Origin of the sequence: Streptococcus infantis, assembly GCF_047464715.1 — a bacterium.
Classification (GTDB): domain Bacteria; phylum Bacillota; class Bacilli; order Lactobacillales; family Streptococcaceae; genus Streptococcus; species Streptococcus infantis_S.
On the sequence record NZ_JASHBJ010000002.1, the window covers coordinates 187,882 to 214,716 of the forward strand.

A 26,835-nucleotide genomic window follows, 5' to 3' on the forward strand; every position below is an offset into this window, starting at 1 on the left:
TTTTATGTCAGATTGTATTTTTTGTAAGATTTTAGCAGGAGAAATACCTGCAGCCAAGGTTTATGAGGATGAACAAGTTCTTGCCTTTCTTGATATTTCACAAGTAACCCCTGGTCATACCCTAGTCGTACCCAAAGAACACCATCGCAATCTTTTAGAAATGGATGCGGCGAGCGCTAGTCAACTCTTCGCTAAGGTTCCATTGGTCGCACAAAAAGTCATGACCGCTACTAAAGCCAAGGGTATGAATATCATCGCCAACTGCGAAGAAGTAGCTGGACAAACCGTTTTTCATACCCATGTCCACCTTGTTCCTCGTTATAGTGCAGATGATGACCTAAAAATTGACTTTATCGCACATGAACCTGACTTTGACAAGCTTGCTCAAGTCGCTGAAACTATCAAAAACGCTTAAGGAGTTCCTATGAAACTATCAAATCTACTACTTTTTGCTGGATCTGCAGTCGGATCTTACCTCCTCGTTAAAAATCGTGAAGTTATCACTGAAGAAGTTTTAGATACAACTGATCGCGTTGAAGCAATCAAGAGTGATTTGGATGTTATCCAAAATAGCCTTCAAATTATCAATCAACAAAAAGAAGTCATCAAGGAATACCAAGAAGACCTCACTTACAAATTTAAAGTCTTAGAAAAAGACCTCCAAGCAAGACTTGCTGTGATAAAAGAACTACGAGAAACTGAAGAAAACTAAAAAAGAAAGCATCCAACTTTCCTTATATCCCCTTAAATCCATCTTGGATTACCAGCTCCTAACAGAAAAGGGAGGGACTAAAATTGAAACTGTTTTTAAAAGTCATCTTGATTATTTCTGGTTGCATCTGTCTTCTTGCAACCCTAGCATTTCTACTAGTGGCCAATCTTTTCAAGGCTTCATCAAGTGACATCCGAGAGGGGAATGAAGCTTTAAAACAAATCTTTATCTCTCTTAACATGCCTCCTAAAAAAGTAGAATCAGATGGACACTATGAATTCGAGGGTGGAGGCTTAAATTTTTATGTGACTTTCTCAGATGAGGTCATCAATAGCCACCCTGTCCTGAAAGAAAGTCCAAACCTCACTAAAAACCGACTCAAAGTCTATGTCCTACAGACAGGAGATATTTCTTACTATAAAGTAGGGGATAACTTGTTCAATCACGGTTTATTGCAATTTTTAGAGAAGGAAAGTAGGAATTATTTACAGGAAATCGGAAAGAAACCAAATCCTAATTACTCAATTCTATATTGGAAGGATCAGGAGAGCCTAAAAAAGGGTGTCGCATTCTATGAAAAAGCTTTGACCTTGGTAGATATTCAGGATAATTCGGCGATTAAGCATATTGATACTGTCACCGTGAAACCTGGTAAAGAAGCGGAACTCAAGCAACTCATCCAGAAAATGGATGAAGCTGGCTTGCTCACTCAAAAGTATAAATAGTAGACTAACTGGAAAATGATTTTCTGAAGCTAAATTTTTCAAGACAACACAAAAAGAGCCAATCGGCTCTTTTTGCTTTATTCTCCTTCAAAGGCATCTTTTATATGGTCAAAGAAGCCTTTTTTCTTTGGGTTGACTTTCAAGTCACCTGCAGCTGCGAATTCTTTCAAGGCTGCTTTTTGTCGTTCATTCAAACCTGTCGGAGTCACGACATTAACAGTGACGTATTGGTCACCAACAGCACCACCACGTAGGCTCGGAGCTCCCTTGCCACGTAGGCGGAATCGTTTACCGGTTTGAGTTCCCTCTGGGATCACCAATTCAACATCACCGTGAACGGTTGGGATATCGACAGTATCACCGAGAGTTGCTTGGACGATATTGAGGTTTAACTTGTAGAAAATAGTTGTTCCTTCACGTTCAAATTTGTCGCTCGGCTCAACATTAACAACAACATACAAGTCACCGTATGGTCCGCCGTTAAATCCAGCTTCCCCTTGACCTGCTAGACGAATTTGTTGACCTGTTTCGACACCAGCTGGAATTTTCACATGGACACTGTGGGCTTGTTTTTCATGACCTGTTCCATGACAAGTTGTACATGGATCTTTGATTTCTTTTCCGCGACCATGACAGACATCACAGGTTACTTGGCGACGCATCATACCAAGCGGTGTTTGAGTATCGACGTTGATAACACCAGAACCGTGACAGCGTCCACAAGTAACTGGACTTGTTCCAGGCTTGGCACCTGATCCGTTACAAGTACGACAGCTTGATTCACGATTGTATTTGACTTCTTTTTCAGTACCAAAGATGGCTTCTTCAAAAGTCAAATTGACGCGATACTGGAGATCATCACCTTGACGAGGAGCGTTTGGATTGCGAGAAGAACCGCCTCCTCCGAAAAAACTTGAGAAGATATCTTCAAAACCGCCAAAACCACCTGCACCATCGAAACCACCAAAACCGCCTGCACCACCAAAGCCAGCATTGGCTCCAGCCGCACCATATTGGTCGTAAGCAGCACGTTTTTGTTCGTCACTCAAAGTCTCATAAGCTTCTTGAACTTCCTTGTACTTTTCCTCAGCACCAGGCTCCTTGTTGATATCTGGGTGATATTTTTTAGATAATTTCCGATAGGCTTTCTTGATCTCGTCCTGAGATGCATTCTTTGAAACGCCCAAACGGTCATAAAATTCAGTATTGTTCATAATTCAAGATACAAAGGGCGTTAAACGGACACAGCCAAAATAGGAGTTTTGACGACGGACGCTTGCGTCCTAGAAAAAACTATCTTTTTGGCACCGTCCGTAGCCCGTGTTCAGTTGCGAACACTCTTTGTTCCTTTCTATAATTTTCATGTACATCTTTAGAGGGTGTTTTCTATACTCTGCTTCACTTGATCAAACTCTTGGTCTAATAGAGTAAATATCAAATCCTCTGTTGCATACTCGTTCTTTTCTTTAAAATAGTTGTCCGTATTCTCTGCCAATCCTAAACTTAGAATCACTTTTCTTGCGAACTCTTGATGTGCAAAACCGATAGCCGTAATGATTTGTTTATCTTGCACAAGAACTTTCGGTTGGAAATTTTCACGTGGAAGAAATTCAAAATAGTCAAAGAAGTTTTGCCAAATTCCACCTGTAAATTTCGTATCGTTCAATAGACCTGCTTTCGCCAATAAAAGCGGCGCTGAAGAAATGGCTGATATTAAGATATCTCGCTCACCAAGGTCCCTCAAAAACGAAATCAATTTCTCATTCTGTAGGGCAGGTCCTATGTTGACCATTCCTGGCAAAATCACACAAGAATATTCTTCTATGCGGATTTGATCTAGTGTTTTCGTTGGTTGACAGGGCAAGCCATCCTCAGAGACCACTATCGAATGGTCTGAAGCGACATAATCAATCGTGATATCAAAAGACAAAGCTAAAGTACTCGTTAAAGCGGTTATTTCATAAAGAGAAAAATTAGGATAAATGATACAAAGTACTTTTTTCATACGCAACATCCTCTATTTTACCGAAAAACAGAGGCTGGGTTGCAACCTCTGGATTTCTTACTATCATTTAGTTGTTAAGCTGAATTGAGCACGCCCTAACCTCTTGGTGAAAAAGATAAATCTTCCTAGAAACTAAAGTTTCTGCGTCAGATTTCCTATTTTCACTGTGAGATTTTAACGGGCTTTGCATCTTACTTTTCCGTAAACTCTCCGTCTACGACGTCATCGCCTGCGTTTCCTGTTGCTTGTGCGCCTTCTGCTCCTGCTTGGGCTTGTTGTGCTGCTGCAGCTTGTTCGTAGAGTTTAACAGCAAGCCCTTGAGCTTTTTCGTTCAAGGCTTCAAGTTTTGCTTTCATTTCGTCCAAGTTGTTGTCTTCTTGGGCTTTCTTAAGGTCATCAAGGGCAGCTTGAGCAGCGTCGCGTTCTGCGTCAAAGCCTTTGCCTTCAGTTTCTTTGATTGTCTTTTCAGTCGCAAAGATAGCTTGGTCTACTTCGTTACGAAGATCCACTTCTTCTTTACGTTTCTTATCTGCTTCAGCGTTTGCTTCTGCATCTTTCATCATGCGGTCGATTTCTTCGTCTGTCAAACCTGAGTTTGATTGAATAACGATTGTTTGTTCTTTTTGAGTTCCAAGGTCTTTCGCTTTAACAGATACGATACCGTTCTTGTCGATGTCGAATGTTACTTCGATTTGTGGGATACCACGAGGTGCAGCTGGGATATCAGTCAATTGGAAACGTCCAAGAGTCTTGTTATCTGCCGCCATTGGGCGTTCACCTTGAAGAACGTGGATATCAACGGCTGGTTGGTTGTCTGCTGCAGTTGAGAAGACTTGTGATTTAGATGTTGGAATAGTTGTGTTGCGGTCGATGAGTTTTGTGAAGACTCCACCCATTGTTTCGATACCAAGTGACAATGGTGTTACGTCAAGAAGGACAACGTCTTTGACATCACCAGTGATGACACCGCCTTGGATCGCAGCACCCATAGCAACAACTTCATCAGGGTTCACTGATTTGTTTGGTTCTTTACCAGTTTCAGCCTTAACAGCTTCCACAACGGCAGGGATACGAGTTGAACCACCGACAAGGATCACTTCGTCAATGTCTGACAAGCTCAAACCTGCATCTGAAAGGGCTTGACGAACTGGAGTTTTAGTACGTTCTACGAGGTCACGAGTCAAGTCGTCAAATTTAGCACGAGTCAAAGTCATTTCCAAGTGAAGAGGTCCAGCTTCACCAGCAGTGATAAATGGCAAGCTGATTTGTGTTGAAGTCACACCAGAAAGATCTTTCTTAGCTTTTTCTGCTGCATCTTTCAAACGTTGAAGAGCCATCTTGTCGTTTGACAAGTCGATACCATTTTCTTTCTTGAATTCTGCTACTAAGTAGTCGATGATTTTTTGGTCAAAGTCGTCACCACCGAGTTTGTTATCCCCTGCAGTTGCCAATACATCAAAGACACCATCACCGAGTTCAAGGATAGATACGTCGAATGTACCACCACCAAGGTCGAATACCAAGATTTTTTCTTCTTTGTCAGTCTTGTCCAAACCGTAAGCAAGAGCTGCTGCAGTTGGTTCGTTGACGATACGTTCTACTTCAAGACCAGCGATTTTACCAGCGTCTTTAGTTGCTTGACGTTGTGCATCGTTGAAGTAAGCTGGAACTGTGATAACAGCCTTGGTTACTTTTTCACCAAGGTAGTCTTCCGCGTAACCTTTCAAGTATTGAAGGATCATCGCTGAGATTTCTTGTGGTGTGTATTCTTTACCGTTAGCAGAAACTTTTTCAGAAGTACCCATCTTAGATTTGATAGAGATCACTGTATCTGGGTTTGTTACTGCTTGACGTTTTGCAGCGTCACCAACGATGATTTCACCATTTTTGAAAGAAACTACAGATGGAGTTGTACGGTTTCCTTCTGGGTTTGCGATAATTTTGCTTTCAGTTCCTTCAAGAACTGCTACTGCTGAGTTTGTTGTACCTAAGTCAATACCGATAATTTTAGACATGTGTTTTTCTCCTTAAATTTTATACTCTTTTTTTCTTTTTGATACTCTTCTTAGGTGGCGACGCTGTCAGAGCTTGACTTCGTCAATCTCTTTGACTAAACTTTGAGCCTAAGGTCTCAAAGTTTGCGAAGATACCGCCACGGCGAAGAGTATCGCCTTTGGTTCGCTTCGCTCACTATTGGTAAAGCCGAACCATTTCTTATCTTTCTTTCATAGTTTAGTGTCGTTTCGGACAAGGTTTTTAAGTTCTCTAGCCTAGTTATACACGACTACCATAGCCGGTCTTAGGATGCGGTCATGGAGTTTGTATCCTTTTTGGAAGACTTGTGCGATGGTGTCTGCTGGATGCTCATCATCAGCTGGAACTGTTTGAATAGCCATATGGTAGTTATGGTCAAATTCTCCATCTGCTGGAATTTCTTCAATTCCTTCTTCTTTCAGAGCATGTACCAAACTTTCTTGCACCATCTCCAAGCCCTTTTTCACATCATCCGTCAAACCTTCAACAGCAAGGGCACGTTCTAGGTTATCCAGTGATGGTAAGATTGCTTTTGCCAAATCTTGGCTGCGATAGCGTTGCAAGAGTTGGCGTTCTTCGTTGGCACGTCGCTGAATGTTTTGCATTTCTGCATGAGCACGAAGGTATTTGTTTTCAAACTCTTCGGCACGTTCATTTGCCAAGTCCAATTCAGACTTCTCAGGAGTTGTTTCTTCTACTGATTCAACAACTTCCTCTTCTTTTACTTCTTCATTTTTTATATCTTGGGCCATCTTCGCCTCCTTTAATGATTTCAATCTCAATTCACTTCATAGTGATTGCTGCTGAGATAGCGGTAAAAATCCGTCAACTTCATAGTCAAAACTCGATTGACAACATTAAGTTGGTTGACTAATTGTTGATAATCCAGATTAACCGGACCTATAATCGCAAGAATTCCAAATCCACGATAGGGAATCAGGAACTTACTGCTAATCACTGCTAAGTCAGCAAGACAAGATTCTTGGCTATCCGCAACTCGGACACTTTGCATCTGGTCTCCAATCAAATTCTCTCGAATTTCCAAAGCTACCTTTTGTGGCTGGTCAAAAAATTGATAGGCCGCTAAATTAGCGAAATTCAAAAGATTGACTTTCCCAGAAACCACGATATTTTCATTGAACATTTCTTTGAAGATATGTTCAACGAGGTCCATGACGTTATCCGTTGTTGTAAAGTAACGTTGGATAATCTGCGGAATCTCTGTCCGAATCTTGTAGTGAATATCCAAAACAGTTTGATCCAGGAAACGCTCTTGAATCATGGTCTTGAGGCGATTTAAATCCTCCTGCAAGAAATTTCTCGGAATCAAAAACTGACTGGTAACTGTTCTAGACTCATCAAGCGTAAAAACTGCCAGAGCTGTATGTTGTCCGAGGACAACAATATCAAAAGCTGTCAGCTTCTGCCTACTTGGTTCGACATCCAGTGCTACAACCGTACAACCACTCAAGTCTGACAAGATTTTAGTTGCCTCTTGAAGGATATCTTCAAGCTTGAAGAACTCCTGATCAAATGCTTTTACAATCTCATAAACTTGATTCTCGGCTAAACGGTCGAAAGACAAGGAGTGTTTGACATAGTATTGAAAACCAGCCACACTCGGCATCCGACCACTGGAAGTATGTGCCTTTTCAAGTAAACCTTGCTTTTCTAGAGCTGCCATATCATTTCGAATGGTAGCACTACTAGAGTTGATAGACTCTTGCAAGGCTTTGGATCCAACAGGTTCGTGCGTTTTGGTAAAGATGTCAATAATCAGATTTAAAATATTCTGCTGACGTTCCGTAACCATCTCGTCACTCCTCTCTGATAGATCTTTTTTAGCACTCGACGCATCCAAGTGCTAACTTATGATTCTATTATACACCCTTAGAAAATAATGTCAAGATAAAAACTCAAAAAATTAGCACTCTTTTATCAAGAGTGCTAAAAATCGGTCTAAGGGCCTAGAAAATTATCTTACATTCTCAAGATATTTCTTTTTAAGTCTGTAAAAACTATAGATTAGGTAAGAAATCATAAGGGCATAAAGGGCAAAAATAAGGAAGAAAGACTGAGAGAGATTTTCGCGAAACAAGCTCATACAAATAACTAGACCGCCAGAGATAGAAACTGTAGCTGTACGAAGTCCAGATTTCACACCATCCCATCTAAGACGATTGTCCATGAAAGATTGATCATTTAAATCTACATCACAAGTTGCTTTTCGAAAAACAGAATAAGAACAATTTTCCACAAATTCCCATTCTCTATCCTTAATACTTTGTAAATCTACCTCATTTTTTCTAAGGTAGCTAGTATTCCACACACGGTAAATCACATCATCTGGTCGGCATTGTTCAAAATAGAAAAAACCAAAACGATTCGATTTAAATTTCCAACCTTTCAAATGCATCTCATGCAAATAATCTTCTACCCTATCCAAATCAAAAATGGTAAACATTCGAAATTGTACTTTGCTATTCATTGTCTAACCTCCAAAATCATTTTATTTATCAGATAATTCTTTCCACTTTTGAAACAATCTCCAAAAAATATAAGAAATCTGAATCGCGAAAACTATCAATAAAGTACAGTCTATGATAACAATCAAAAACATTCCCCAACTGAAATAACTTCTTCCACTGAGTAACTTTGAGAAAACCGGTAGTAGCGCTGAAAAGAGAAGCAAAACAGGAAGCATCCGCATTGTTAAAATCTTCTTGACCATTGCTAACTTCCCGGCCGCGTCATTATAAATTTCAAACTCAGCATCCGACTCAACTCCAGAATAAGGTTTTCTAAAATAGGAAAAACTATTAAAGTTTGTAATGTGCTCCCAGCCACAATCTTTAAACAGTTGTAAATAGGAAGCTCTCTCTGACTTTTTCATAGGATAAAAGTCCAACTGATAAACCACCTGCTCCGGTTGGCACTTTTCAAAAGTATACTTAACCGCAACTACTAAGTTAGAATAACTTACTTCCTTAAGTTTCCAGCCCTGAGCATGCATTTCTCCGAGATAGAGAGCCTCTCTATCATAATCCGCAATGGTAGCAATTCTATAAACAACTTTCTTTTCCATCAAAGCTCCTCCTGACTATTTCTGTAGAGTCGTTCAATACGTTTCAACTCAATGTCTAAAACTTTTCGGCCCAAGTCTGTTATCTGATAGATTTTTCGTTTTTCCTCTTCTCGGACAAAGGAAATCAAACCATCCTTTTCCATCTTTGACAGGGTTCCATACATGGTTCCAGGACTAATTGAAACCTGTGAATCTGTCATCTCTTTAACCTTTTGTGTAATACCATAACCATGGTTCTCCTTTTGCAGACAGAATAGAATATAAAAACCCGTTTCAGTCATGGGAAGGTAGACCCGCCTAATCTTATCTGTTAATTCCATTTAACCAGACCTCCTATTTGGTTCGATACATCGCACTTCGTTATATAAAATATATCACAGCTCGATATAAATTGCAAGAAAAAAAGATTGTCCTCACGGACAATCTTTCTGATTTATCATTAGTAAAGATCTAGGTAGTTGTCAATTTCCCATTGTGAAACAAAGGTTGCATAGCTCGCCCACTCGATGCGTTTAGCTTCAAGGAAGCTAGTGTAGATGTGTTCACCTAGAGCTGCTTTAACCACTTCGTCTTCTGTCATAGCTTTCAATGCGTTGTGAAGAGTTGATGGAAGGTCAGTAATGCCAGCCTCTTTACGCTCTTCTGCAGTCATAATGTAGATATTTTCTTCGATTGGAGCTGGTGCTTCGATTTTGTTTTCAATACCGTGCAAACCAACTTCCAAAAGAACAGCCATAGCGATATATGGGTTTGCCATTGGGTCAACTGAGCGCAATTCCAAACGAGTTCCCATTCCACGAGTAGCAGGAACGCGCACCAACGGGGAACGGTTACGACCAGCCCAAGCGATGTAAACAGGCGCTTCATACCCTGGAACCAAACGTTTGTAAGAATTTACTGTCGGGTTCATGATAGCTGTGTAGTTGTAGGCGTGCTTGATCAAACCACCAAGGAAATAATAGGCTGTTTCTGACAATTGCATTCCTTTTGGATCATTTGGATCAAAGAAAGCGTTGTTCCCTTCATCATCAAACAAGGACATATTGCAGTGCATTCCTGAACCAGCGATACCAAATTTAGGTTTAGCCATAAAGGTTGCATACAAACCATGTTTACGCGCAATTGTCTTTACAACGAGTTTAAAGATTTGAATCTTATCACAAGCACGAAGAACTTCATCGTATTTAAAGTCAATCTCATGTTGACCTACGGCCACTTCGTGGTGACTTGCTTCCACTTCAAATCCCATTTTGGTCAAGACGTTAACAATCTCACGACGAGTGTTATCAGCAAGGTCTGTAGGCGCCAAATCAAAGTAACCACCCTTGTCATTTACCTCAAGAGTTGGGTCTCCATTCTCATCAAGCTTAAATAGGAAGAATTCTGGTTCTGGACCAAGGTTGAAAGATTTGAATCCTACTTTTTCCATGTGATGAAGAGCTCGTTTAAGGTTGCTTCGAGGATCTCCAGCAAATGGCTCTCCTTCTGTTGTATAGACATCACAGATCAATCCTGCGACACTACCGTTCTCATCTCCCCAAGGGAAGACAGTCCATGTGTCTAGGTCAGGGTACAAGTACATATCTGATTCATTGATACGAACAAACCCTTCAATAGAAGATCCATCAAACATAGCCTTGTTTGACAAGACCTTGTCTAGTTGTTCATCTGTAGCAGGAATTTCGACGTTTTTCATTGTTCCCAAAATATCTGAAAACATAAGACGGATAAAGGTTACATTTTTTTCCTTAACTTCACGACGAATATCTGCAGCTGTGATTGGCATGGTTTTTCTCCTTATATATGACGACTAGCGGTTGCCTAACCGCGACCAAAAGGTGATTGTTGAGAAGCAAAGCGACTTTGTTGAAGAACCTCATTCCGAAGGGCCCGACGCACCTCAGTTTGACTGACTGGTTTTTTAGCTTTCGCCTCACGTTCGGCATATTTTTTCTTGATAGCAGCAATGTTCAGACCTTCAGAGATATAATCCTTAATCTCAAGCAACCGATCCATATCATTTAAAGAATACATCCGGCGATTTCCTTCGTTGCGATCAGGTTTTATCAACTCCTGATCTTCATAATAACGAATTTGACGCGCCGAGAGATCGGTCAGCTTCATAACACTACCAATGGGGAAAACTGCCATATTGCGACGAAATTCTTTTTCCTTCATGTGCACTTCCTCTTCTTTCTGTCTATTATAGTCTAAAAAAAATCAATCGTCAATTGTTAATGTTATATCTTGTGACATTATTTTATTTTTTCTGTATGAAACTCCGCAAGCGATCAATATCATAATTTACTAGAATTGCTACAAAAACACCCATAAAAGTCTCAAAAACTCGAGCAAAAACGTACAAAACAGTCTCTCCGCTCGGAATTGATAGGGTAATAATCAGCATGGCTGCAACTCCACCAATAACTCCCGCCTTATTGTTCATGGCAACGTTTGTCATAATGGTTAACATGGTACATATCGGAACCACAAGGAGAGTTACCCAAAAGGCTCCATGAAAAAAGTTGTTCAAGAGAAAGAAAATCAGAGCATAAAAACCACCGATACTATTCCCTAAGATACGTGATGTCCCAAAATGGACACTCTTATCAAAGTCTTCTCTCAAACTAAAAACGGCTGTAAGAGCTCCAATCTGAAGTCCCTTCCATCCAAAAAAACCAAAAATCATGAGGACCAAAAAAACAGCGATTCCTGTTTTAAAGGTACGCATCCCTAACTTAAACTTAGATTTATCAAATGTATACTTTTTAAAATAACTCATTATTTCATCTTTCTTTTTTCCATTTTATCATAATTTTACTTTTTTGAGAAAAGGATTCGTCAAATGAAGAAAATAAGAACTAAAAAGAGAAGGGAATAAACCCTTCTCTTTTTCAATTCGATATTCTATTTTAGAATAAATACATAAAAGCCAAGGTTACGAGACTAGCAACCAAGCCAACTCCCCAGAAGAAGAAATCAACCTTCCACTCACTCCAAGGCTGACCTTTACCTGAAAAGCCACCCAATTCAAAATGGTGGTGAACCGGTGTCATACGGAAGATACGTTTTCCTCCAGTCAACTTAAAGTAGGCAACTTGCATCATGACAGATGTTGTTTCAAAAACATATACTATCCCAATCAAAAGCAAGGTCCATTCTTGGTGCAGCGCCATAGAAATAGCGGCCAACATTCCTCCAAGAGCAAGACTTCCGACATCTCCCATGAAAACTTTAGCAGGCTTATGGTTAAAGACAAAGAAACCAAGAAGACCACCAATCATGGCAAGAATCACTAGGAGGATATCCAACTGGTTTTGTACATAAGCAATGACTCCATAGGCAGACAGACTAATCACTACTGAGATACTTGCCAAGCCATCGATTCCGTCAGTCAAGTTAACAGCATTTGAAAAACCAACTAGCCAGAAGAGAGCAAAGAAAATGTAAAGAACGCCTAGGTGCAATGGATACCCAAATACATTTAAGACATCCCCTCCTCTTTCATAAAAGAGATAGAAGATAACTCCTCCTACTAACTGAAGCAAGAACTTTTGTTTAGGATTAAGTCCTTCATTGATTTTACGGAAAACCTTGAGGAAATCATCTAAGAAGCCAACCAAACCATACAAGACAAGGATAAAGAGGATCATTCCGACATTGTTGGTTAGTTGATTAGTCAAAAGTGCAAGAACTAAACTAACTAAAACACTTGTGATGAGAAAGACAATTCCTCCCATTGTTGGCGTCCCAGCTTTTGCTTGGTGTTGTTTCACATCCTCATGCATCTGTTGACCAGTAATCTGTGCTTTACGATAAAAACGGATAAAAGCTGGAATTCCTACCACTGTAAGAACAAAAGTAAGGATCCCAGGAAAGATAGAAACTAGCATTCTAATCTCCTAATGTTATTTTTATTTTCTGTAAATCTTTTAAAGCTGTATTAGAACGAACACTTTGTTTTTTAACAATTTCTCCTGTACCTTCAAATTCAACTTCAAGATTCAACCATTTAGCAAAGGTTTCAACATTTTTCTTAGACCAGCCATATAAGTCAGGCATCTCTTCTACCTTGTCTGAAAGGAGTAAGATTTGCTCATTAGCGTCTAGATTTGTTCCTTCTGCCACTGAACTGTCCTTGATTTTTGTTCCTGAACCGATAACGATTGGTTGAACAAGATTGCGTCTCAGTTCCTCTGCCATATCTCCCGGACTATAGTCCTTGGTCGCTGGCATTGCATAACTAGTTGTTGTCGTAACTTGATCCAGATTTTTAGCTGTAGACTGAAGATTAAGAGATTCTTTCATAGCAGAAGCTCGTTCAAGAATAGGATTAGCAAATTCTCCAAACCAAGGGGTAGAAAAGTGTTCTGGCTGTTGAACTGTTACGTAAAGAATAAAATCAGGATTTTCAGAAGGATGCATGGTTACTACAGAAAAGATATAATTGGTTTTCCCAACTAAATATCCTCCGTTTTGCTCATCGGCAATTTGAGCTGTTCCAGATTTGACAGAAACAGTCTGACCAGGTACAGTAACGATTGGTTTACCGGTAAGTTTATTGTACATTGTACCATAAACAGGATCTGTACCAACCAAAATCATATTTTCTCGAGTCAGACTAGCCGCTTCTTTAGAAACAGGATTCCCTACAACCTCCCTCTGCGATTTACGAACAGTCTGATCATTTGGATCATAGAGGGCACTAATAAACTTCGGCTCTAGCATGACCCCATCATTAGCGATTGCTGTAAAGGCACGAAGCATCTGGGTCTGAGTAACAGAAATCCCTTGACCAAAAGAACTCATGGCAATAGTAACGATATTGTCTTCAGGCAATTGTCCGGCATATTCATCACTCATCCCAAAACGAGTAGGAACACCAAATTTGAAACGACTGAGATAGTCTAACCAAGTGGCATCCCCCATTTTTTGCTGGAGCAAGGTCATACCGACATTACTCGAGTGATCAAAACCTTGTGAGTATGTCATTATACTTCCAGCTGATAAGCCATCATTCACATCCCAGTCCTTAATAGTTGCATCTGCTATTTTTAATTCGCTACTATTAAAGTATTCTCCACCAGGGAAGGTGTTGTTATCTATAGCTGCTGCTAAGGTCATGACCTTCATGGTTGAACCTGGTTCATAGTTACTTTGGTAAAGGATATCACGCCAGACAAAGTCCTCTGTAATCCCTTCTTTGGTATCAGCATCAAAGGTCGGTCTTTGAGTCGTGGCCAGAATTTCTCCTGTCTTGGCACTAACCAAGGTCGCAGTCATATACTTGCCTTTTAGTTTTCCTTGGAAGGCATCCATTTGACTTTCCATAAAGGACTGCAAAGGACTAGATAGGGTCGTATAGACGTCTTTCCCGTTTACGGTCTGTTGGGTGACTTGTTCTGTACCAGGAACAATATTACCTAGACGGTCTTTTTCGTATGTAATAATACCATCTGTCCCTGCCAATAAACTATTTAAGGAACTCTCGACACCAGACGTCCCAATGAGACTCTTTGAACCATCCTCATTTTCGTGCAACTGCGCTAGTCCGATGAAAGATGAAGCAAATTTCCCATTAGGATAGCTTCGATTTGGGCTTGTTGTAAAATCAACTCCCTCAACCTTAGCTGTTTCCAAATCCTTTTTTATGGACATCATATTGGCATAGGTAATACCATTTCCCTTTACACCGAAGGAAACTTGCTTAAGATTAGGTTGAGAAAGTTGTTCCTTGACGTAGGACTCATCCATATCTAGATATTTATGGAAGATTTCTGCAACCTTGCTATACTGAGACTCTTCTACATAGAGAATTTTCCCATTTGCAGATTTATATTCCTTATCGATAATGGCATAAATGTTGTAGGATGTTGCATCCTCAGCGATTGGTGTACCATTACGGTCATAGATAGTTCCTCGTTTTGCAGGAACTGTCCGAGTTGTTTGGTGGACCCTGCTTGCTTCCTTAACTAGGTCAACACCAAATTTTGAGCCTGTACCAATAATTACCGCAAAGTTAACCAAAAAAACAGCAAAGAGAAAGACGGCCAAGAGACTAAGGCTCTTCCCAACTCGTCTGCGGTTTTCAAGGGGAGATTTGCGATTCTTAATGGCAAAGTGTACTATTTTTTCTTTCCAGGTTTTCATATACTACTCCGCCGATCGGATATTTTCATTATTCAGTTGCAGTTCTTGCGAATCCGCAATTCCTGTCAGACGCTCTGAACGGATCAATTCATTGACTTCTTGCTTAGCATCATCCAGCTCTGTCTTCTTTTCTTCAATCTGAGCATTAACAGTCGTTAGTTCACTCTGGACTTGCAAGAGCTTGGTCTGCATATAAACCACACTGATGGCTAAGACAAGGGCTGTAATGGCAATCGAAAGGTAAAAAGCCTTCTCAACACGTGAAAATCTCTTGATACGAGCTTGCAGTAATTGGCTCGTCGTTTCTCTTTTTTCTACCATTTTATCCCCTTACTTATGAATTTTTCGAGCTACTCGTAGCTTGGCTGAGTGAGAACGATTATTGGCCTCCAACTCCTCCTTGCTTGGTAAAATCGGTTTGCGAGAGACTAATTCCATCTTGGGCTTAAGATCATCTGGGATGAAAGGCAAGCCTTTTGGCACTTCCACTGTTGAAGCTTCCTTGAACAATTGCTTGGTCAAGCGATCTTCCAGCGAATGAAAGGTAATGACTGAGATTCTTCCATCCACTGCTAGTAATTCCATAGCTTGTTGGATGGACTCATCTGCAGCCCCAAGTTCATCATTGACCTCAATACGGATGGCTTGGAAAATTTGCTTAGCCGGATGACCTTTTTTCTTGAGTTCCTTGGCAGGCTTAGCAGACTTGATAATCTCGGCCAATTCTGTCGTTGTCTCAATCGGCTTCAACTCACGCGCCTGTTCAATCTTCCGAGCGATCTGTTTGGAGAATTTGTCTTCTCCATATTTGAAAAAGATTCTTACCAAGTCATGATAGTCATAATGGTTCACTACCTCATAAGCTGTCAAACTAGCCTCTTGGTTCATCCGCATGTCCAGTGGCGCATCCTTCTTATAAGAAAAACCTCGCTCACGCTGATCCAATTGCGGGCTCGAAACTCCCAAATCATAACAAATGCCATCAATTTCTTCTACACCTGCTTCCTGCAAACGTGCCTGCAAATGACGGAAGTTGTCCTTGATGAAGGTGACCATTCCTTTTTCGATATAAGGAGCCAGACGTTCTTGGGCATTGTCAATGGCATTCTGGTCCTGGTCAAAGGCATAGAGATGCCCCTTTTCACTTAATTTACTTAATAAATACTCGCTATGGCCTGCTCCTCCCAAGGTCGCATCAACGTAAATACCATCAGGTTTTACATCTAGCATATCAATGGTCTCATGGAGCATGACCGTTACATGATGAAATTCTTTTGTCATATCTTATCTATTTTACCACAAATCCGACTAGCTTGCACTCACTAAAGCTAAAACATTCCACTGTTGCTTTATTCCTTATACTCGACAGGCTTCTCAGCTACTTGAGCTAGCCCTGAGTCTACTTCTGGATTCAGGTGATGATGAACTGCCTCTGCCACTGCTCTTGGTATACCAACAGCGACAATCTCATCCACACTGGCTTCCTTGATTTTTGTCAGAGATTTGAAATATTTCATCAAATTCTGCTTGCGTTTTGGACCCAAACCTTCAATTCCATCCAATTGAGAGGAGAAGGAATTTTTAGAACGTAGTTGTCGGTGGAAGGTAATGGCAAAACGGTGGACTTCATCCTGAATGCGTTGCAGGAGGAAAAATTCTTGAGAATTGCGAGACAACTCTACCACCTCAAGTGGGTCTCCAAAAAGCAATTCATGGGTTTGGTGCTTGTCATTCTTTTGCAGGCCTGCGATCGGAATATCTAACCCCAACTCTTCTTGAATGACCTGTTTAGCGATATTGACCTGACCTTGTCCCCCATCAATGACAATCAAATCTGGCGGTGTCAAACCGTCACGTTGGACGCGTCCATAGCGTCTGCGAATAACCTCTCGCATACTTGCATAGTCATCTGGTCCGACCACAGTCTTGATTTTATACTTACGGTAATCCTTCTTGCTCGGTTTTCCGTTGACAAAAACAACCATAGCAGAGACAGGACTAGTCCCCATAATATTAGAGTTATCAAAAGACTCGATACGGACTGGGGTTGGAATTTGTAAGAGTCGTCCCAAGTTTTCAATGGCTCCTTGAGTCTTCTCAACTGATTTTTCTAGCAGGTTAAATTTCTGCTCTAGACTGACACGAGCATTTTTGATAGCTAGATTGACCAGTTGCTTCTTCTCCCCACGTTGAGGCTTGAGAACCTTGGTATCCACCAAAGCCTTGATAGCTTCTTCGTCAATATCTTGAGGAATCAGAATTTCATTGGGGACCAAGTGAGATTTTTCTTGATAAAACTGTCCCACATAGGTCAAGAAATCCTCGTCTGGATCGTTGTAGTATGGAAAGAGATTGACGTCGCGTTCAATTAGTTTACCTTGACGGACAAAGAAAACCTGAACGCACATCCAACCTTTTTCTACATAGTAGCCAAATACATCACGATTTTGAAGATCTTTTGCCATGACTCGTTGCTTAGTTCGAAGGGTGCCAATGGCCTGAATCAAATCACGGTATTCCGCTGCACGTTCAAACTCCATACTTTGGGCTGCCACTGCCATTTTACCCTTGAGATCATCGATGATTTTGTCATCCTGTCCTTTTAGGAAGTCAGAAACCTCCTGAGCCATAGACTTGAAATAGGCCTCATCTTTCTGACAGATGGTGTGGGCCATACATTGCCCGATGTGGTAGTAAAAACAGACTTTAGAGGGCGAGTTGGTACACTTGCGAAAAGGGAAAATCCGATCCAATAGCCGTTTGATTTCATTGGCTGCCCCCACATCCGGATAGGGACCAAAGTAGAGTCCTCCGTCCTTCTTGACCTGACGGGTGATAATCAAGCGAGGATAGCGCTCATTTGTGATTTTGATAAAAGGATAGGACTTATCATCCTTGAGCATAATATTGTACTTAGGCTTGTTTTCCTTGATTAGGTTGATCTCCAAAAGAAGGGCTTCAATATTGGACTCCGTAACGATAAACTCAAAATCTACAATCTCAGATACCAGGGCTTCTGTCTTGGTATCATGACTTCCACGGAAATAGGACCGTACACGATTACGCAAATTTTTAGCCTTCCCCACATAGATGATAGTGCCATTCTTGTCTTTGTGGATGTAACACCCTGGGCTAGTTGGCAAGAGCCCCAGTTTTGATTTGATCAAGTTATTCATAGTTCCATTATAGCAAAAACTCCTTACCATTGCTGACATCAAGAAGTCCTATTTGAGCTTGAAAAGACTTATTCTCCAGATCCGTAAAGTTCCTGAACTGCTTGAACATCTTGAGCCTGAATACCATAGTATGACCCCGCTGGCTGCATGACCGAAACTTCATTGGTATGTTCCAAACCAATGGCATGCCCTAGCTCATGCTCTGCCGTATGCAAAATGCGGTCATCCGTATAACCATAATTTGGATTAGATAGATAGTAATGATTTAAACGAACGGTTACTGAAGTGAATTGTTTGGTTAGGAGATTTGTTTGACTCTCTGCCTCGCCAGCAACAGCTGTCGAACCATCGTTCATTTCGGTAGCGAAAATATTGGCTTGATCCGGCTCTGTTACAAGCATAAAGTTAAAAGCGCCGGTCTGATTCCAGTTGGAAATAGCATCAGCATAAGCTTTTTGGAAGCTAACATCCATTTGAGGATCGATATAAATCGTTGCTTCTGCCTTTGGCCATTTTGCTCCTGAATCTTGGTGATGATCTGTCTGAGATAAACCTTGCAATTTGCCAGTTTCTTGCCATTGTTGCCAACCTGCTTGGCCGACTTGAACCACTTTGCTAACTTGATTTAAAGTAGCAGGTAAATCACCTGTCACATACCAGAGAATCCCAAAAGTGATGAAAATTAAGAGGATAAGTGTCCATACAAGGCGCCAAAAAATGCGCAAAATCCCTAATAAAAATCGACATAACGCACGAATAATCCAGCCCATAATTGCCCACCTTTCTAAAAAAATAAGAACCCATCTTTAAGCCATGGATTCCCATTCTAAAGATAGGTTCTCTATTTTACTGAAGAAAACTGAAAGAAAGCTAAAATTAAGACAAGCGTTCTTCCAAAACGAAATCAATTGGTAAAGTAGCCAAAAAACGTTCCAATTGCTTTTCCCAATAATACCACTCATGGGTTCCTGCACTATGATTATAGGTCACATCGAAACCAAGTTTCTTCAGATTTTTAACTGCCAGATTATTGGCAGAATAGAGATAATCTTGTTCCCCACACCAAACCCAGAGCTTGGTTTTCTTATCAGACTTTTTAGCGAGTGTTTCAAGTGAGTAAGGACTATTCACCCAATCATTTACTTTGCCAAAAACACCTCTCCAGTAGGAACGCGTCCCTAAATCCTGGCTTTCTGGAGAAAACTCTTCGAAACTGAGAGCACCAGAAAAACTAGCTGCATGTGAGAAACGGTTGGTTGATAGGGCCAATTTGAAGGAACCGTAGCCTCCCATTGATAAACCAGCAATGAAGGTTTTTTCTCGCTTACTTGTCATATTAGGGAAGAAGCGTTTGAGCACCTTAGGCAATTCTTCTGCTATAGCTGTATAGTAGTTATAGCCATACTGAGTATCTGTATACCAGCCGTTACTTGTATTAGGCATGACAACAATCAGATTGGTGCCTCGTAGCAAGCGTTCTACATTGGTCCGCTTGAGCCAACTATTGTGGTTTCCAGACATCCCGTGAAGTAGGTAGAGAACTGGGATATCCGTAGAGTCTGGCTCTGTTACCCGAGACGCATCCGGATAGAGTACATTTACTCCCCACTCCATATCTAAAACTTCTGAGTAATACTCAATCTTCATTACTGCCATAACTTGCTCCTTATACACTTAAGATAAGAAAAAGCCGAAACTCGACTTTCTCTACTGTTATTTAATCCTTATTTTGCTTCCATGACTACTGGGAGGATGGCTGGACGACGCTTGGTTTGGTCAAAAAGGAATTTGGCCAAATTATCACGGACCTTCCCTTTAAGATCAGCCCAGTCAAAGTCCTCACCTTGGAGATAATCTTCAACAGTTTGGTTCACTAACTCTGTACTTTCACGCAAGATATCACGACTCTTCTTGAGATAGACAAATCCACGCGTATGTACTCGCGCTTTAGCGATGATTTTTTTCTCACGACGGTTAACAGTGATAGCTACGATAAAGATACCATCTTCTGACAAGACCTTGCGGTCACGAAGAACAACGTTCCCAACATCCCCAATGGCATTACCATCAATCAAGACATCTCCTGCAGCAACGGCACCAGATGGAACAAAGTCTCCATGTTCATAAGACATGGTTGTCCCTTTTTTAGGGATAAAGATACGCTCTGGTAGCATACCAACCGCCATAGCAGCCTTGGCATGAGCATCCAACTCACGGTATTCTCCCTGGATTGGGAAGAGATACTGAGGTTGCAAAAGATTGATCATCAATTGAAGATCACGCGCATTCCCATGCCCTGAAACACGCAAGCTTTGAGTAATCGGCTTAACGACACCACCTGCTTGGTAAACCATATTTTCTACACGTGCCATCACAGCTTCTTTGGCGATTGACGGCGTTGTAACGATATAAACTAAGTCTCCATCCTTGATTTCAACATAGCGGTGACGACCGATAGACATCTTGCGTAGACCATTGATCGGTTCACCCATACGTCCAGTTTCAAGGATAATTAATTCATGATCCTCAAATCGAGACATATCTTTAGGTTTAATCAAGAGACTTTCGTTAGCCAGTGACAATTTTTTCAAGCGAATGGCTGTACGAACGATATTTTCAATATCAAATCCAGTCAAAACAACGCGACGACCTGTATCTGCGGCAGCGTCAAAAACCTGTTGAATACGAGAAAGGTTACTTGCAACAGCCGCTACAATGATTCGTCCATCCCAATCAGAAATGGTTTGAGTAATTTCATCACCTACTTCACTTTCGCTGGCCACTTGAATATTACTGTCTGCATTTGCTGAGTCACTTAGAAGAGCTAAGACTCCTTCGCGACCGATCTCTGCTAAACGACCAAAGTCAGTGGCGTAAGATTCACTAGCTGTTTGGTCGAATTTAAAGTCACCTGTATAAACGATACTGCCTTCAGATGTTTTCAAGACGACACCCAGACTTTCTGGGATAGAGTGAGTCGTGCGGAAGAAGGAAACTTCAGTACCACCAAAGTCGATTTCTGTATTTTCATCAATAACATGGAAATCATCGAATTTTTTAGCGCTATCATTTCCCTTAACAAAAAGCTTAGCAAGTTCGATGGTCAACTCTGAACCAAAAACAGGAACTTTCACTTCTGACAAGAGGTAAGGAAGTGCTCCAATCGCATCCGCATGTCCGTGCGTTAAAAAGACTCCTGCAATACGGTCGCTGTTTTCAAATAGATATTCCATATTTGGAATAACGACATCGACACCCAACTGCTCATTTTCAGGATATTTCAAACCTGCATCTAAAACGAAGATAGAGTCGTTAATTTCTGCGATGTACATGTTTTTACCATTTTCACGAACACCGCCCAAAGTTGTTAATTTAATATTGGTCATTTTCCCTCCGAAGTATTACTATAACGTGTTTATAGAGTCTTCACAACTCTCTTTTTTTTAAAGTCCAATATACTTTTATCCGAATCTTTTCCTCTCATTATACCATTTTTTTACTAATTATCAAAATGAAGATAGGATTTCAACTAGAGAACATTCACTCTAATAGCCACAACGGCTTCCTTTGTTCTTTTTTAAGCTTCGTCTAAGATCATTAAACGATTAAATCGAATGAAACTCCAAAATTTATAGCTGACCAAAATCCTAAAAACCCAGGCCGGAGTACATAAAAAAAGATTTAGAAATTCTAAATCTTTTTAAGTATTCTTAGTTTGGATAAATGTATCTTACAGTACCTCTTGATGCAGTCGGATTAAACCATCCACGATAGTTTCCGATTGGTTGAGTTCCACTGCCATCATAGTTACATTCCAATACTTGGATAGAAGTTTCACTTTGAACATCTGTCACATAAGCAACATGTCCATATTCACCACCGTCCCACACGGCGATTGCTCCTACTACAGGTACATTTCCTGTCTTAAAGCCTTGTGCACTAGCGTAGATTGCCCAAGTATTGGCATTTCCCCACCAGTTACTAGCCCAAGGTGCCAATTCTTTTACGCCCCATGTACACTGACCAATAGGATATGAGTTCCCGTAGTTTGTAGGAGTATTTACGACAACATCCTCAACTGCTACCGCATTCGCAGTACTAGGTGCTTCATAAGCCGGAGCATTGTATGAATAGCTAACTTGAGTTGGACCACTCACTTCTAGCACATCACCTGGGTGGATGGTATCAAAAATGCTTTTCCCATTATTAGCTGCCAACTCATAAGGATCCATACCACTTGCAGCAGCAATACCAAAAAATGAATCACCATCTTGAACAACGTAAGAGTCTGCGCTAACAGTCTGAGCACCAACTGTAGCCAAAATAGCTGTAGATGTTAAACCAAGAGTCAGTTTGGCAACTGTTTTTTTCATAACAATTTTCTCCTAAAATTTTATTGATTATTTTTAATTTTTTGTTGACAAAAGAATCATACCTGATTTACATGTCAATTGTTTTAGATTTATGTTGTAGTCATGTTACAAATCTGTATACTTTTACTACATAAAGTTAAAAAGCACTTACAAAAAGAGACTGAAATAGTTTACTTCAGCCTCTTTATATTTATTTTTTCATCAAGAAATCATAGATTTCCTGTACTGTACCTAGGGCCATCATTTCTTGGTCTTTAACAGTTTGCTTGAGATTTTGATAAATCTGACTTTCAGCAATATCCCGTTTAGTCGCATCTTTATTAACCCTCATCACACCATTTTCAATGGTGACAAAACTAAGCTCTTCAAAAATTTGAATCATCTTGACGAGTAAAATCTGTTCAATTTTAAGATAAGCTGATAGGTCTTTTAATTTATAACGGATATCGAATTCTGGAAACTGGTAAATCGTCTTATAAAGCTTAGCAAATTGGTCTCTTGTCCCATAACCTGTCAAATAGTAGGGTTTATCAATATCGTTTTTAAAGTAAATAGCTGAGAAATCATGTTGCTGGAAGATGTCTTTAAGAATAGTGATGTCTTCTGGAAGATTTTTGACCGCAACCGCTAGACTTTTAGAGATATCAGGTAATTCTCCTGAAAAATCAAGTACGGGTACTCCTTCTGGTAGAGCTACAGTCTTCCCACGAATATTAAAGAGTTGAACACCGTCTACACGAGCATCTACCATCATCAACTGGAGGGTTGTTTGGCCATTCCATTGGTTAACGGAAAGGGTAACTGCCAATTCCAGTTGTTTGGTCTGCGCAAATTCTGTCGCTTTCGACCCTTGACCAAAAGCAACCACTTCAAAGTTCGCATTCCCTTTGGATATTTTCAATTTCAGATGACTATCTGCCGCCCCCATAGAACGAGCATTTTCAACTTGAAAATCTCGAATGTAAAAGACAGGCTTTTGATTGTCCATTCCAAAAGGAGCTAACCGTTCGAAACTTTTAACTGTATCTAAACTCAGATTTTCCAAATCTAGTTCTTCGTCTAGATATAATCTACTCTTACCTATGGCAGCTATCCCTTTATCTTTTACATAGGTTTCTAAAATTTCTGACAAGGCATCTAACTGTTCAACTTCGAGCGTCATACCTGCAGCACCTGCATGGCCACCAAAAGCGAGAAAGATAGAACGATGCGGATCCAAGGCTTCAAAAATATCGACAGCTTCAATACTCCGCGCACTTCCCTTAGCACGACCGTCTTCAATATTCAGAACAATAACTGTCTGCCCTAATTCTTCCAACAAGCGACCAGCTACAATCCCAAGCACTCCTGGGTTCCAGCCTTCCTTGGCCAAAACTTGAACGCTTTTGTTAGGATCAACCAAACTCTTAGCTTCTTCATAGATAGCCTGAACGATTTCCTTGCGTTCTTCATTTTTTTCTTGAATCATGAGGGCAATTTCATGCACCTCTTCATCATCAAAGCCAGTCAGTAAATCAATCGCTGGATTGGGATCATCCAAGCGCCCCAAGGCATTCAAACGTGGCGCCAACTGAAAACCAACTGTTTCTTCTGTAAGGTCACTACTAGCAATTCCTGCAATTTCAAAGAGTTCTTGGAGGCCTAGTCTTTGGGTATTTCGCAAAACTTCTAGACCATATTGAACCATGATACGATTTTCATCCGTCAAGCTGACCATATCCGCAATCGTTCCAATGGCAACCAAGTCAAGCAACTCAACCTGCACTTCCTCCAAGAGGGCACAAGCTAGTTTGAAAGCAACGCCACAACCTGCTAAATGTTTAAAAGGATAATTTGCTTTTGGGTGCTCAGGATGGACGATTGCATAAGCATCTGGTAAAACCTCTGGCATGGAGTGGTGGTCTGTCACAATGACGTCCACGCCCATAGACTGAGCCAAGTCAATAGCCTCATGCCCGGCAACACCATTGTCCACCGTCACAATCAGAGACACTCCCTGCTGCTCGATAAAATATTTGTAGACACTAGCATTTGGTCCGTAACCATCTGTAAAGCGATTAGGGAGATAGACCAGACACTCTGCACCTAATTGTTCCAAACTCTCCTTGACAATCGAAGCCGAAGTCATCCCATCCGCATCATAGTCTCCATAGACCAGAATCAATTCCCCTCGCTCAATGGCCTGGCGAATACGATCAACTGCCTTATCCATATCATGTAAGAGATAAGGATCATGTAAATCTTCCAAAGAAGGTTCTAAAAATTTCTTCAGGCTGCTTTCATCCCTGATTCCTCGTTGATACAACAAACAAGCGACTTCAGAACTCAAGCCTGCACTCTTGGCTATTTTTGTAAAATCCGCATCCTCAACCTGCGGAGAAAATTGCCAATTATAAGTAGGAATTATCACTCAAACATCCACTCTTTCTTACGATTCTATTCATTTATTATAACACGATTTTTAGTTTTTCTCCTGCTAATCTGACCACATCCCTTGCTAATTTTTTAGGTCACTTCAGCTAACGCTTAGCAGGCTTCGTAAAGCAAAAAACACCTAGACTACTAAACTTTTCAGTTCAGAAATTCAGGTATTCCTTATTTTAACATTTATTCTTGAATTCTTGCTTCTGCATCTGACACTAGTTGGGCTAGACTAGTTTGACCCAACTCCTGCTCCATTGCCATCTGAATCTTATCGAGTTTTTGATCTAAAACCACATGAATATTGGCTCCAACTGGACAATTTGGATTTGGATTGTCATGAAAACTAAAGAGTTGACCAGTCTTTCCGAGGCATTCAACAGCTTGATAAACATCTAAGAGACTGATATCTTCGAGTTTTTTGATGATTTCTGCCCCTCCAGTCCCACGCGCAACAGAAATCAAGTTCGCTTTTTTCAGTTGGGACAAGGTTTTACGGATAATAACAGGATTGACTCCTACGCTGCTAGCTAGAAAATCACTGGTTACTTTATTTTCCTTGCCTTCAAGGGCAATGATAACTAGCATATGGGTTGCGATGGTAAATCGACTTGAAATTTGCATGCAGTCCTCCTTTTTCGTTAACTAAGCTCATTCTTCTCTTATATTTATTATAGCTTCTATAGTTGTAATGTCAAGAGTTACGACTAAGCCAATCATCCAATTCTGCATCATGCCCTTGATTTTGTGCAATTTCATGTAGCAAGTCCTGATTGTGAGTATGGTGAATTCCATTGACTATGCTTTCATAGTAAATTTTATAGTAGGGCAACTGTAACTCTCTAGCCAGCTGCAATTCTGCTTCAACATCATAATCAACACGACGAAAGTCGATATCTCTCAATCCTTTGTCATCAAATTCCAAAATCATATACTGGGCTCGCAAGTCCTCGCGCAGACTTGCTGACAAGAAGAATGGTTGCCCAATCGAACCTGGATTCAAAATGAGTTGTCCACCACTCCCATAACGTAGAAATTGCTGGTGGATATGTCCATAGATGGCAATATCGCAGTCAGGATTGGTCACCAAACGGTCAAAATCCTCCTGCTTCCCAAGATGAATAAGTTCTCTTCCCCAATTTTTATCTGGTAAATGATGGCTTATCCCTACCTTCAGATTTCCAAACTGGCGGTGGCTGTACATAGGAAAATCCTGAAGGGCTTCAATCTCATCCAGACTAATTTCCTCCATGATATACTGACATTGACGCAAAAGATAGCGATGACTAGGTCTTCTAGTATCTAATTTGTGGTGAGCAGCCCGCCATAAACTTTCTTCCCAATTCCCCAAAACCCGAACCGTTATTGGCAAACCTTCCAATCGTTGGAGAATGTTTTTTCGTCCAGTCCCTGGCATGAGAATATCCCCCAAGAGCCAATATTCTTCTACTCCTACCTTCTCAGCATCTACAAGGACAGCTTCCAACGCTCCTGTATTTCCATGAATATCTGAAAGTACTGCAATTTTTGTCATATCAATCCCTCTTGTTTTCTCACATTTAATTATAGCACTCTTAAAAGCAAAGTCAAAAGCGTTTTCCTTCCTATCATTTTTTACTTTACTTTTTTAGTGAAAAGGATTACAATGAGGGTGATAAGAAATGAGGAGGTTTTTGCTATGACTCAACGTTACGAAAACATCATGGTAGCAGTCGACGGTTCTAAAGAAGCTGATTTGGCTTTTGTTAAGGGAGTTCAGTCAGCAGTGCGTAACCAGGCTAAACTAACCATCGCCCATGTCATTGACACTCGTGCTCTTCAAAGCATTTCAACATTTGATGCTGAAGTTTATGAAGAGTTACAAGTTGAAGCCCAAGACTTGATGGCAGAATATGAAAAGCGTGCAAGAGACGCTGGTCTTACAGATGTTCAAGTTGTCATCGAAATGGGAAATCCTAAAACACTTTTGGCTAAAACAATCCCGGACCAAGAACATGTTGATTTGATTTTAGTTGGCGCAACAGGGCTTAACGCCTTCGAACGTTTGCTTGTTGGATCTTCATCAGAATATATCCTACGCCATACAAGCGTTGACCTTCTCGTCGTTCGAGACAAGGATAAAACTTTATAAACCAAAAATAAAAGGAGCAGATG

Annotated in this window: 27 protein-coding genes; 4 read left to right on the forward strand and 23 right to left on the reverse strand. The window is 40.7% G+C overall.

Translation table 11 applies throughout. From position 1 onward, the window contains the following. The first annotated feature begins 4 nt into the window (after positions 1–4). From QM419_RS05705 to QM419_RS05715, 3 genes are all read left to right on the forward strand, one after another. Positions 5–415 (forward strand): HIT family protein, encoded by a 411-nt coding sequence (locus QM419_RS05705; RefSeq protein WP_214262388.1) that lies wholly within the window; start codon positions 5–7, stop codon positions 413–415. A gap of 9 nt (positions 416–424) precedes the next feature. Next, entirely contained in the window at positions 425–712 is a 288-nt protein-coding gene (locus QM419_RS05710; RefSeq protein WP_414278179.1) for a hypothetical protein, read from the forward strand. Positions 713–795: 83 nt separating this feature from the next. After that, positions 796–1,437, forward strand: a complete 642-nt coding sequence (locus tag QM419_RS05715; RefSeq protein ID WP_414278180.1) for a hypothetical protein — start codon at positions 796–798, stop codon at positions 1,435–1,437. Positions 1,438–1,514: 77 nt separating this feature from the next. On the opposite strand, the gene dnaJ is transcribed toward QM419_RS05715, so the two are convergent. The 23 genes from dnaJ to QM419_RS05830 form a co-directional block, all read right to left on the reverse strand. Continuing rightward, positions 1,515–2,651: a molecular chaperone DnaJ gene (dnaJ, locus tag QM419_RS05720; protein WP_414278181.1), complete on the reverse strand. Its 1,137-nt coding sequence runs from the start codon at positions 2,649–2,651 to the stop codon at positions 1,515–1,517. A gap of 158 nt (positions 2,652–2,809) precedes the next feature. Continuing rightward, the gene (locus QM419_RS05725; protein WP_414278182.1) at positions 2,810–3,442 is read right to left on the reverse strand and encodes a DJ-1/PfpI family protein; all 633 of its coding nucleotides are present in this window, start codon (positions 3,440–3,442) and stop codon (positions 2,810–2,812) included. A gap of 191 nt (positions 3,443–3,633) precedes the next feature. Beyond that, positions 3,634–5,457 carry a molecular chaperone DnaK gene (gene dnaK, locus QM419_RS05730; RefSeq protein WP_414278183.1) on the reverse strand — a complete coding sequence of 608 codons (1,824 nt, stop codon included), beginning with the start codon at positions 5,455–5,457 and terminating at the stop codon, positions 3,634–3,636. 255 nt (positions 5,458–5,712) lie between these two features. Continuing rightward, positions 5,713–6,228: a nucleotide exchange factor GrpE gene (gene grpE, locus QM419_RS05735; RefSeq protein WP_368909481.1), complete on the reverse strand. Its 516-nt coding sequence runs from the start codon at positions 6,226–6,228 to the stop codon at positions 5,713–5,715. A gap of 26 nt (positions 6,229–6,254) precedes the next feature. Further along, complete coding sequence (hrcA, locus tag QM419_RS05740) at positions 6,255–7,289, reverse strand: heat-inducible transcriptional repressor HrcA (protein WP_049508275.1); 1,035 nt, start codon at positions 7,287–7,289, stop codon at positions 6,255–6,257. 162 nt (positions 7,290–7,451) lie between these two features. Continuing rightward, positions 7,452–7,964 (reverse strand): DUF2812 domain-containing protein, encoded by a 513-nt coding sequence (locus tag QM419_RS05745; RefSeq protein ID WP_414259562.1) that lies wholly within the window; start codon positions 7,962–7,964, stop codon positions 7,452–7,454. A gap of 21 nt (positions 7,965–7,985) precedes the next feature. Then, the gene (locus tag QM419_RS05750) at positions 7,986–8,561 is read right to left on the reverse strand and encodes a DUF2812 domain-containing protein (RefSeq protein WP_414259563.1); all 576 of its coding nucleotides are present in this window, start codon (positions 8,559–8,561) and stop codon (positions 7,986–7,988) included. Beyond that, positions 8,561–8,881: a PadR family transcriptional regulator gene (locus tag QM419_RS05755; protein ID WP_414259564.1), complete on the reverse strand. Its 321-nt coding sequence runs from the start codon at positions 8,879–8,881 to the stop codon at positions 8,561–8,563. The genes QM419_RS05750 and QM419_RS05755 overlap by 1 nt, the downstream gene beginning before the upstream one ends. Before the next feature lie 119 nt (positions 8,882–9,000). After that, positions 9,001–10,347 (reverse strand): type I glutamate--ammonia ligase, encoded by a 1,347-nt coding sequence (gene glnA / locus QM419_RS05760; RefSeq protein WP_414259565.1) that lies wholly within the window; start codon positions 10,345–10,347, stop codon positions 9,001–9,003. 35 nt (positions 10,348–10,382) lie between these two features. Continuing rightward, a complete protein-coding gene (glnR, locus tag QM419_RS05765) occupies positions 10,383–10,739 on the reverse strand; it encodes a transcriptional repressor GlnR (RefSeq protein ID WP_000659542.1) in 357 nt (118 codons plus the stop codon). Positions 10,740–10,821: 82 nt separating this feature from the next. Further along, positions 10,822–11,343, reverse strand: a complete 522-nt coding sequence (locus tag QM419_RS05770) for an FUSC family protein (RefSeq protein WP_414254317.1) — start codon at positions 11,341–11,343, stop codon at positions 10,822–10,824. Between the two features lie 130 nt (positions 11,344–11,473). Continuing rightward, positions 11,474–12,454, reverse strand: a complete 981-nt coding sequence (mraY, locus tag QM419_RS05775) for a phospho-N-acetylmuramoyl-pentapeptide-transferase (protein WP_414278184.1) — start codon at positions 12,452–12,454, stop codon at positions 11,474–11,476. A 1-nt stretch (position 12,455) separates the two neighbouring features. Beyond that, positions 12,456–14,711, reverse strand: coding sequence for a penicillin-binding protein PBP2X (gene pbp2X / locus QM419_RS05780; protein WP_414278185.1), 2,256 nt, complete (start codon positions 14,709–14,711; stop codon positions 12,456–12,458). A 3-nt stretch (positions 14,712–14,714) separates the two neighbouring features. Next, positions 14,715–15,032 carry a cell division protein FtsL gene (gene ftsL / locus QM419_RS05785; RefSeq protein ID WP_000229661.1) on the reverse strand — a complete coding sequence of 106 codons (318 nt, stop codon included), beginning with the start codon at positions 15,030–15,032 and terminating at the stop codon, positions 14,715–14,717. 9 nt (positions 15,033–15,041) lie between these two features. Continuing rightward, entirely contained in the window at positions 15,042–15,992 is a 951-nt protein-coding gene (gene rsmH, locus QM419_RS05790; protein WP_414278186.1) for a 16S rRNA (cytosine(1402)-N(4))-methyltransferase RsmH, read from the reverse strand. Positions 15,993–16,060: 68 nt separating this feature from the next. Beyond that, positions 16,061–17,887 (reverse strand): excinuclease ABC subunit UvrC, encoded by a 1,827-nt coding sequence (gene uvrC, locus QM419_RS05795; RefSeq protein WP_414278187.1) that lies wholly within the window; start codon positions 17,885–17,887, stop codon positions 16,061–16,063. A gap of 68 nt (positions 17,888–17,955) precedes the next feature. Beyond that, on the reverse strand, positions 17,956–18,657 hold the full coding sequence (locus QM419_RS05800) for a matrixin family metalloprotease (protein WP_414278188.1): 702 nt from the start codon (positions 18,655–18,657) through the stop codon (positions 17,956–17,958). Between the two features lie 106 nt (positions 18,658–18,763). Beyond that, entirely contained in the window at positions 18,764–19,543 is a 780-nt protein-coding gene (locus QM419_RS05805) for an alpha/beta hydrolase (RefSeq protein ID WP_414278189.1), read from the reverse strand. Positions 19,544–19,611: 68 nt separating this feature from the next. After that, positions 19,612–21,273, reverse strand: coding sequence for a ribonuclease J (locus QM419_RS05810; protein WP_373075032.1), 1,662 nt, complete (start codon positions 21,271–21,273; stop codon positions 19,612–19,614). Positions 21,274–21,597: 324 nt separating this feature from the next. After that, positions 21,598–22,260, reverse strand: coding sequence for a COG3942 and LysM peptidoglycan-binding domain-containing protein (locus QM419_RS05815; protein WP_414259573.1), 663 nt, complete (start codon positions 22,258–22,260; stop codon positions 21,598–21,600). A 190-nt stretch (positions 22,261–22,450) separates the two neighbouring features. Beyond that, on the reverse strand, positions 22,451–24,670 hold the full coding sequence (gene recJ / locus QM419_RS05820; protein WP_414278190.1) for a single-stranded-DNA-specific exonuclease RecJ: 2,220 nt from the start codon (positions 24,668–24,670) through the stop codon (positions 22,451–22,453). 197 nt (positions 24,671–24,867) lie between these two features. Then, positions 24,868–25,305, reverse strand: a complete 438-nt coding sequence (locus tag QM419_RS05825; RefSeq protein WP_414254308.1) for an Rrf2 family transcriptional regulator — start codon at positions 25,303–25,305, stop codon at positions 24,868–24,870. A gap of 70 nt (positions 25,306–25,375) precedes the next feature. Continuing rightward, positions 25,376–26,215, reverse strand: a complete 840-nt coding sequence (locus tag QM419_RS05830) for a metallophosphoesterase family protein (protein WP_414259575.1) — start codon at positions 26,213–26,215, stop codon at positions 25,376–25,378. A 144-nt stretch (positions 26,216–26,359) separates the two neighbouring features. On the opposite strand from QM419_RS05830, the gene QM419_RS05835 reads away from it, so the two are divergent. Then, on the forward strand, positions 26,360–26,812 hold the full coding sequence (locus tag QM419_RS05835) for a universal stress protein (RefSeq protein WP_414254306.1): 453 nt from the start codon (positions 26,360–26,362) through the stop codon (positions 26,810–26,812). Positions 26,813–26,835: the final 23 nt, after the last annotated feature.

What these genes read in the sequence shown, in the direction of transcription:
- QM419_RS05835 (WP_414254306.1), top strand. Translation starts at nt 26,360, where the DNA reads ATGACTCAACGTTACGAAAACATCATGGTAGCAGTCGACGGTTCTAAA.
- glnA (WP_414259565.1), bottom strand. Translation starts at nt 10,347, where the DNA reads ATGCCAATCACAGCTGCAGATATTCGTCGTGAAGTTAAGGAAAAAAAT.
- QM419_RS05750 (WP_414259563.1), bottom strand. Translation starts at nt 8,561, where the DNA reads ATGGAAAAGAAAGTTGTTTATAGAATTGCTACCATTGCGGATTATGAT.
- QM419_RS05810 (WP_373075032.1), bottom strand. Translation starts at nt 21,273, where the DNA reads ATGACCAATATTAAATTAACAACTTTGGGCGGTGTTCGTGAAAATGGT.
- QM419_RS05830 (WP_414259575.1), bottom strand. Translation starts at nt 26,215, where the DNA reads ATGACAAAAATTGCAGTACTTTCAGATATTCATGGAAATACAGGAGCG.
- ftsL (WP_000229661.1), bottom strand. Translation starts at nt 15,032, where the DNA reads ATGGTAGAAAAAAGAGAAACGACGAGCCAATTACTGCAAGCTCGTATC.
- uvrC (WP_414278187.1), bottom strand. Translation starts at nt 17,887, where the DNA reads ATGAATAACTTGATCAAATCAAAACTGGGGCTCTTGCCAACTAGCCCA.
- QM419_RS05755 (WP_414259564.1), bottom strand. Translation starts at nt 8,881, where the DNA reads ATGGAATTAACAGATAAGATTAGGCGGGTCTACCTTCCCATGACTGAA.
- hrcA (WP_049508275.1), bottom strand. Translation starts at nt 7,289, where the DNA reads ATGGTTACGGAACGTCAGCAGAATATTTTAAATCTGATTATTGACATC.
- grpE (WP_368909481.1), bottom strand. Translation starts at nt 6,228, where the DNA reads ATGGCCCAAGATATAAAAAATGAAGAAGTAAAAGAAGAGGAAGTTGTT.
- QM419_RS05770 (WP_414254317.1), bottom strand. Translation starts at nt 11,343, where the DNA reads ATGAGTTATTTTAAAAAGTATACATTTGATAAATCTAAGTTTAAGTTA.
- QM419_RS05710 (WP_414278179.1), top strand. Translation starts at nt 425, where the DNA reads ATGAAACTATCAAATCTACTACTTTTTGCTGGATCTGCAGTCGGATCT.
- QM419_RS05745 (WP_414259562.1), bottom strand. Translation starts at nt 7,964, where the DNA reads ATGAATAGCAAAGTACAATTTCGAATGTTTACCATTTTTGATTTGGAT.
- QM419_RS05725 (WP_414278182.1), bottom strand. Translation starts at nt 3,442, where the DNA reads ATGAAAAAAGTACTTTGTATCATTTATCCTAATTTTTCTCTTTATGAA.
- dnaJ (WP_414278181.1), bottom strand. Translation starts at nt 2,651, where the DNA reads ATGAACAATACTGAATTTTATGACCGTTTGGGCGTTTCAAAGAATGCA.
- QM419_RS05815 (WP_414259573.1), bottom strand. Translation starts at nt 22,260, where the DNA reads ATGAAAAAAACAGTTGCCAAACTGACTCTTGGTTTAACATCTACAGCT.
- glnR (WP_000659542.1), bottom strand. Translation starts at nt 10,739, where the DNA reads ATGAAGGAAAAAGAATTTCGTCGCAATATGGCAGTTTTCCCCATTGGT.
- QM419_RS05805 (WP_414278189.1), bottom strand. Translation starts at nt 19,543, where the DNA reads ATGGCAGTAATGAAGATTGAGTATTACTCAGAAGTTTTAGATATGGAG.
- rsmH (WP_414278186.1), bottom strand. Translation starts at nt 15,992, where the DNA reads ATGACAAAAGAATTTCATCATGTAACGGTCATGCTCCATGAGACCATT.
- QM419_RS05825 (WP_414254308.1), bottom strand. Translation starts at nt 25,305, where the DNA reads ATGCAAATTTCAAGTCGATTTACCATCGCAACCCATATGCTAGTTATC.
- dnaK (WP_414278183.1), bottom strand. Translation starts at nt 5,457, where the DNA reads ATGTCTAAAATTATCGGTATTGACTTAGGTACAACAAACTCAGCAGTA.
- QM419_RS05705 (WP_214262388.1), top strand. Translation starts at nt 5, where the DNA reads ATGTCAGATTGTATTTTTTGTAAGATTTTAGCAGGAGAAATACCTGCA.
- mraY (WP_414278184.1), bottom strand. Translation starts at nt 12,454, where the DNA reads ATGCTAGTTTCTATCTTTCCTGGGATCCTTACTTTTGTTCTTACAGTG.
- QM419_RS05800 (WP_414278188.1), bottom strand. Translation starts at nt 18,657, where the DNA reads ATGGGCTGGATTATTCGTGCGTTATGTCGATTTTTATTAGGGATTTTG.
- pbp2X (WP_414278185.1), bottom strand. Translation starts at nt 14,711, where the DNA reads ATGAAAACCTGGAAAGAAAAAATAGTACACTTTGCCATTAAGAATCGC.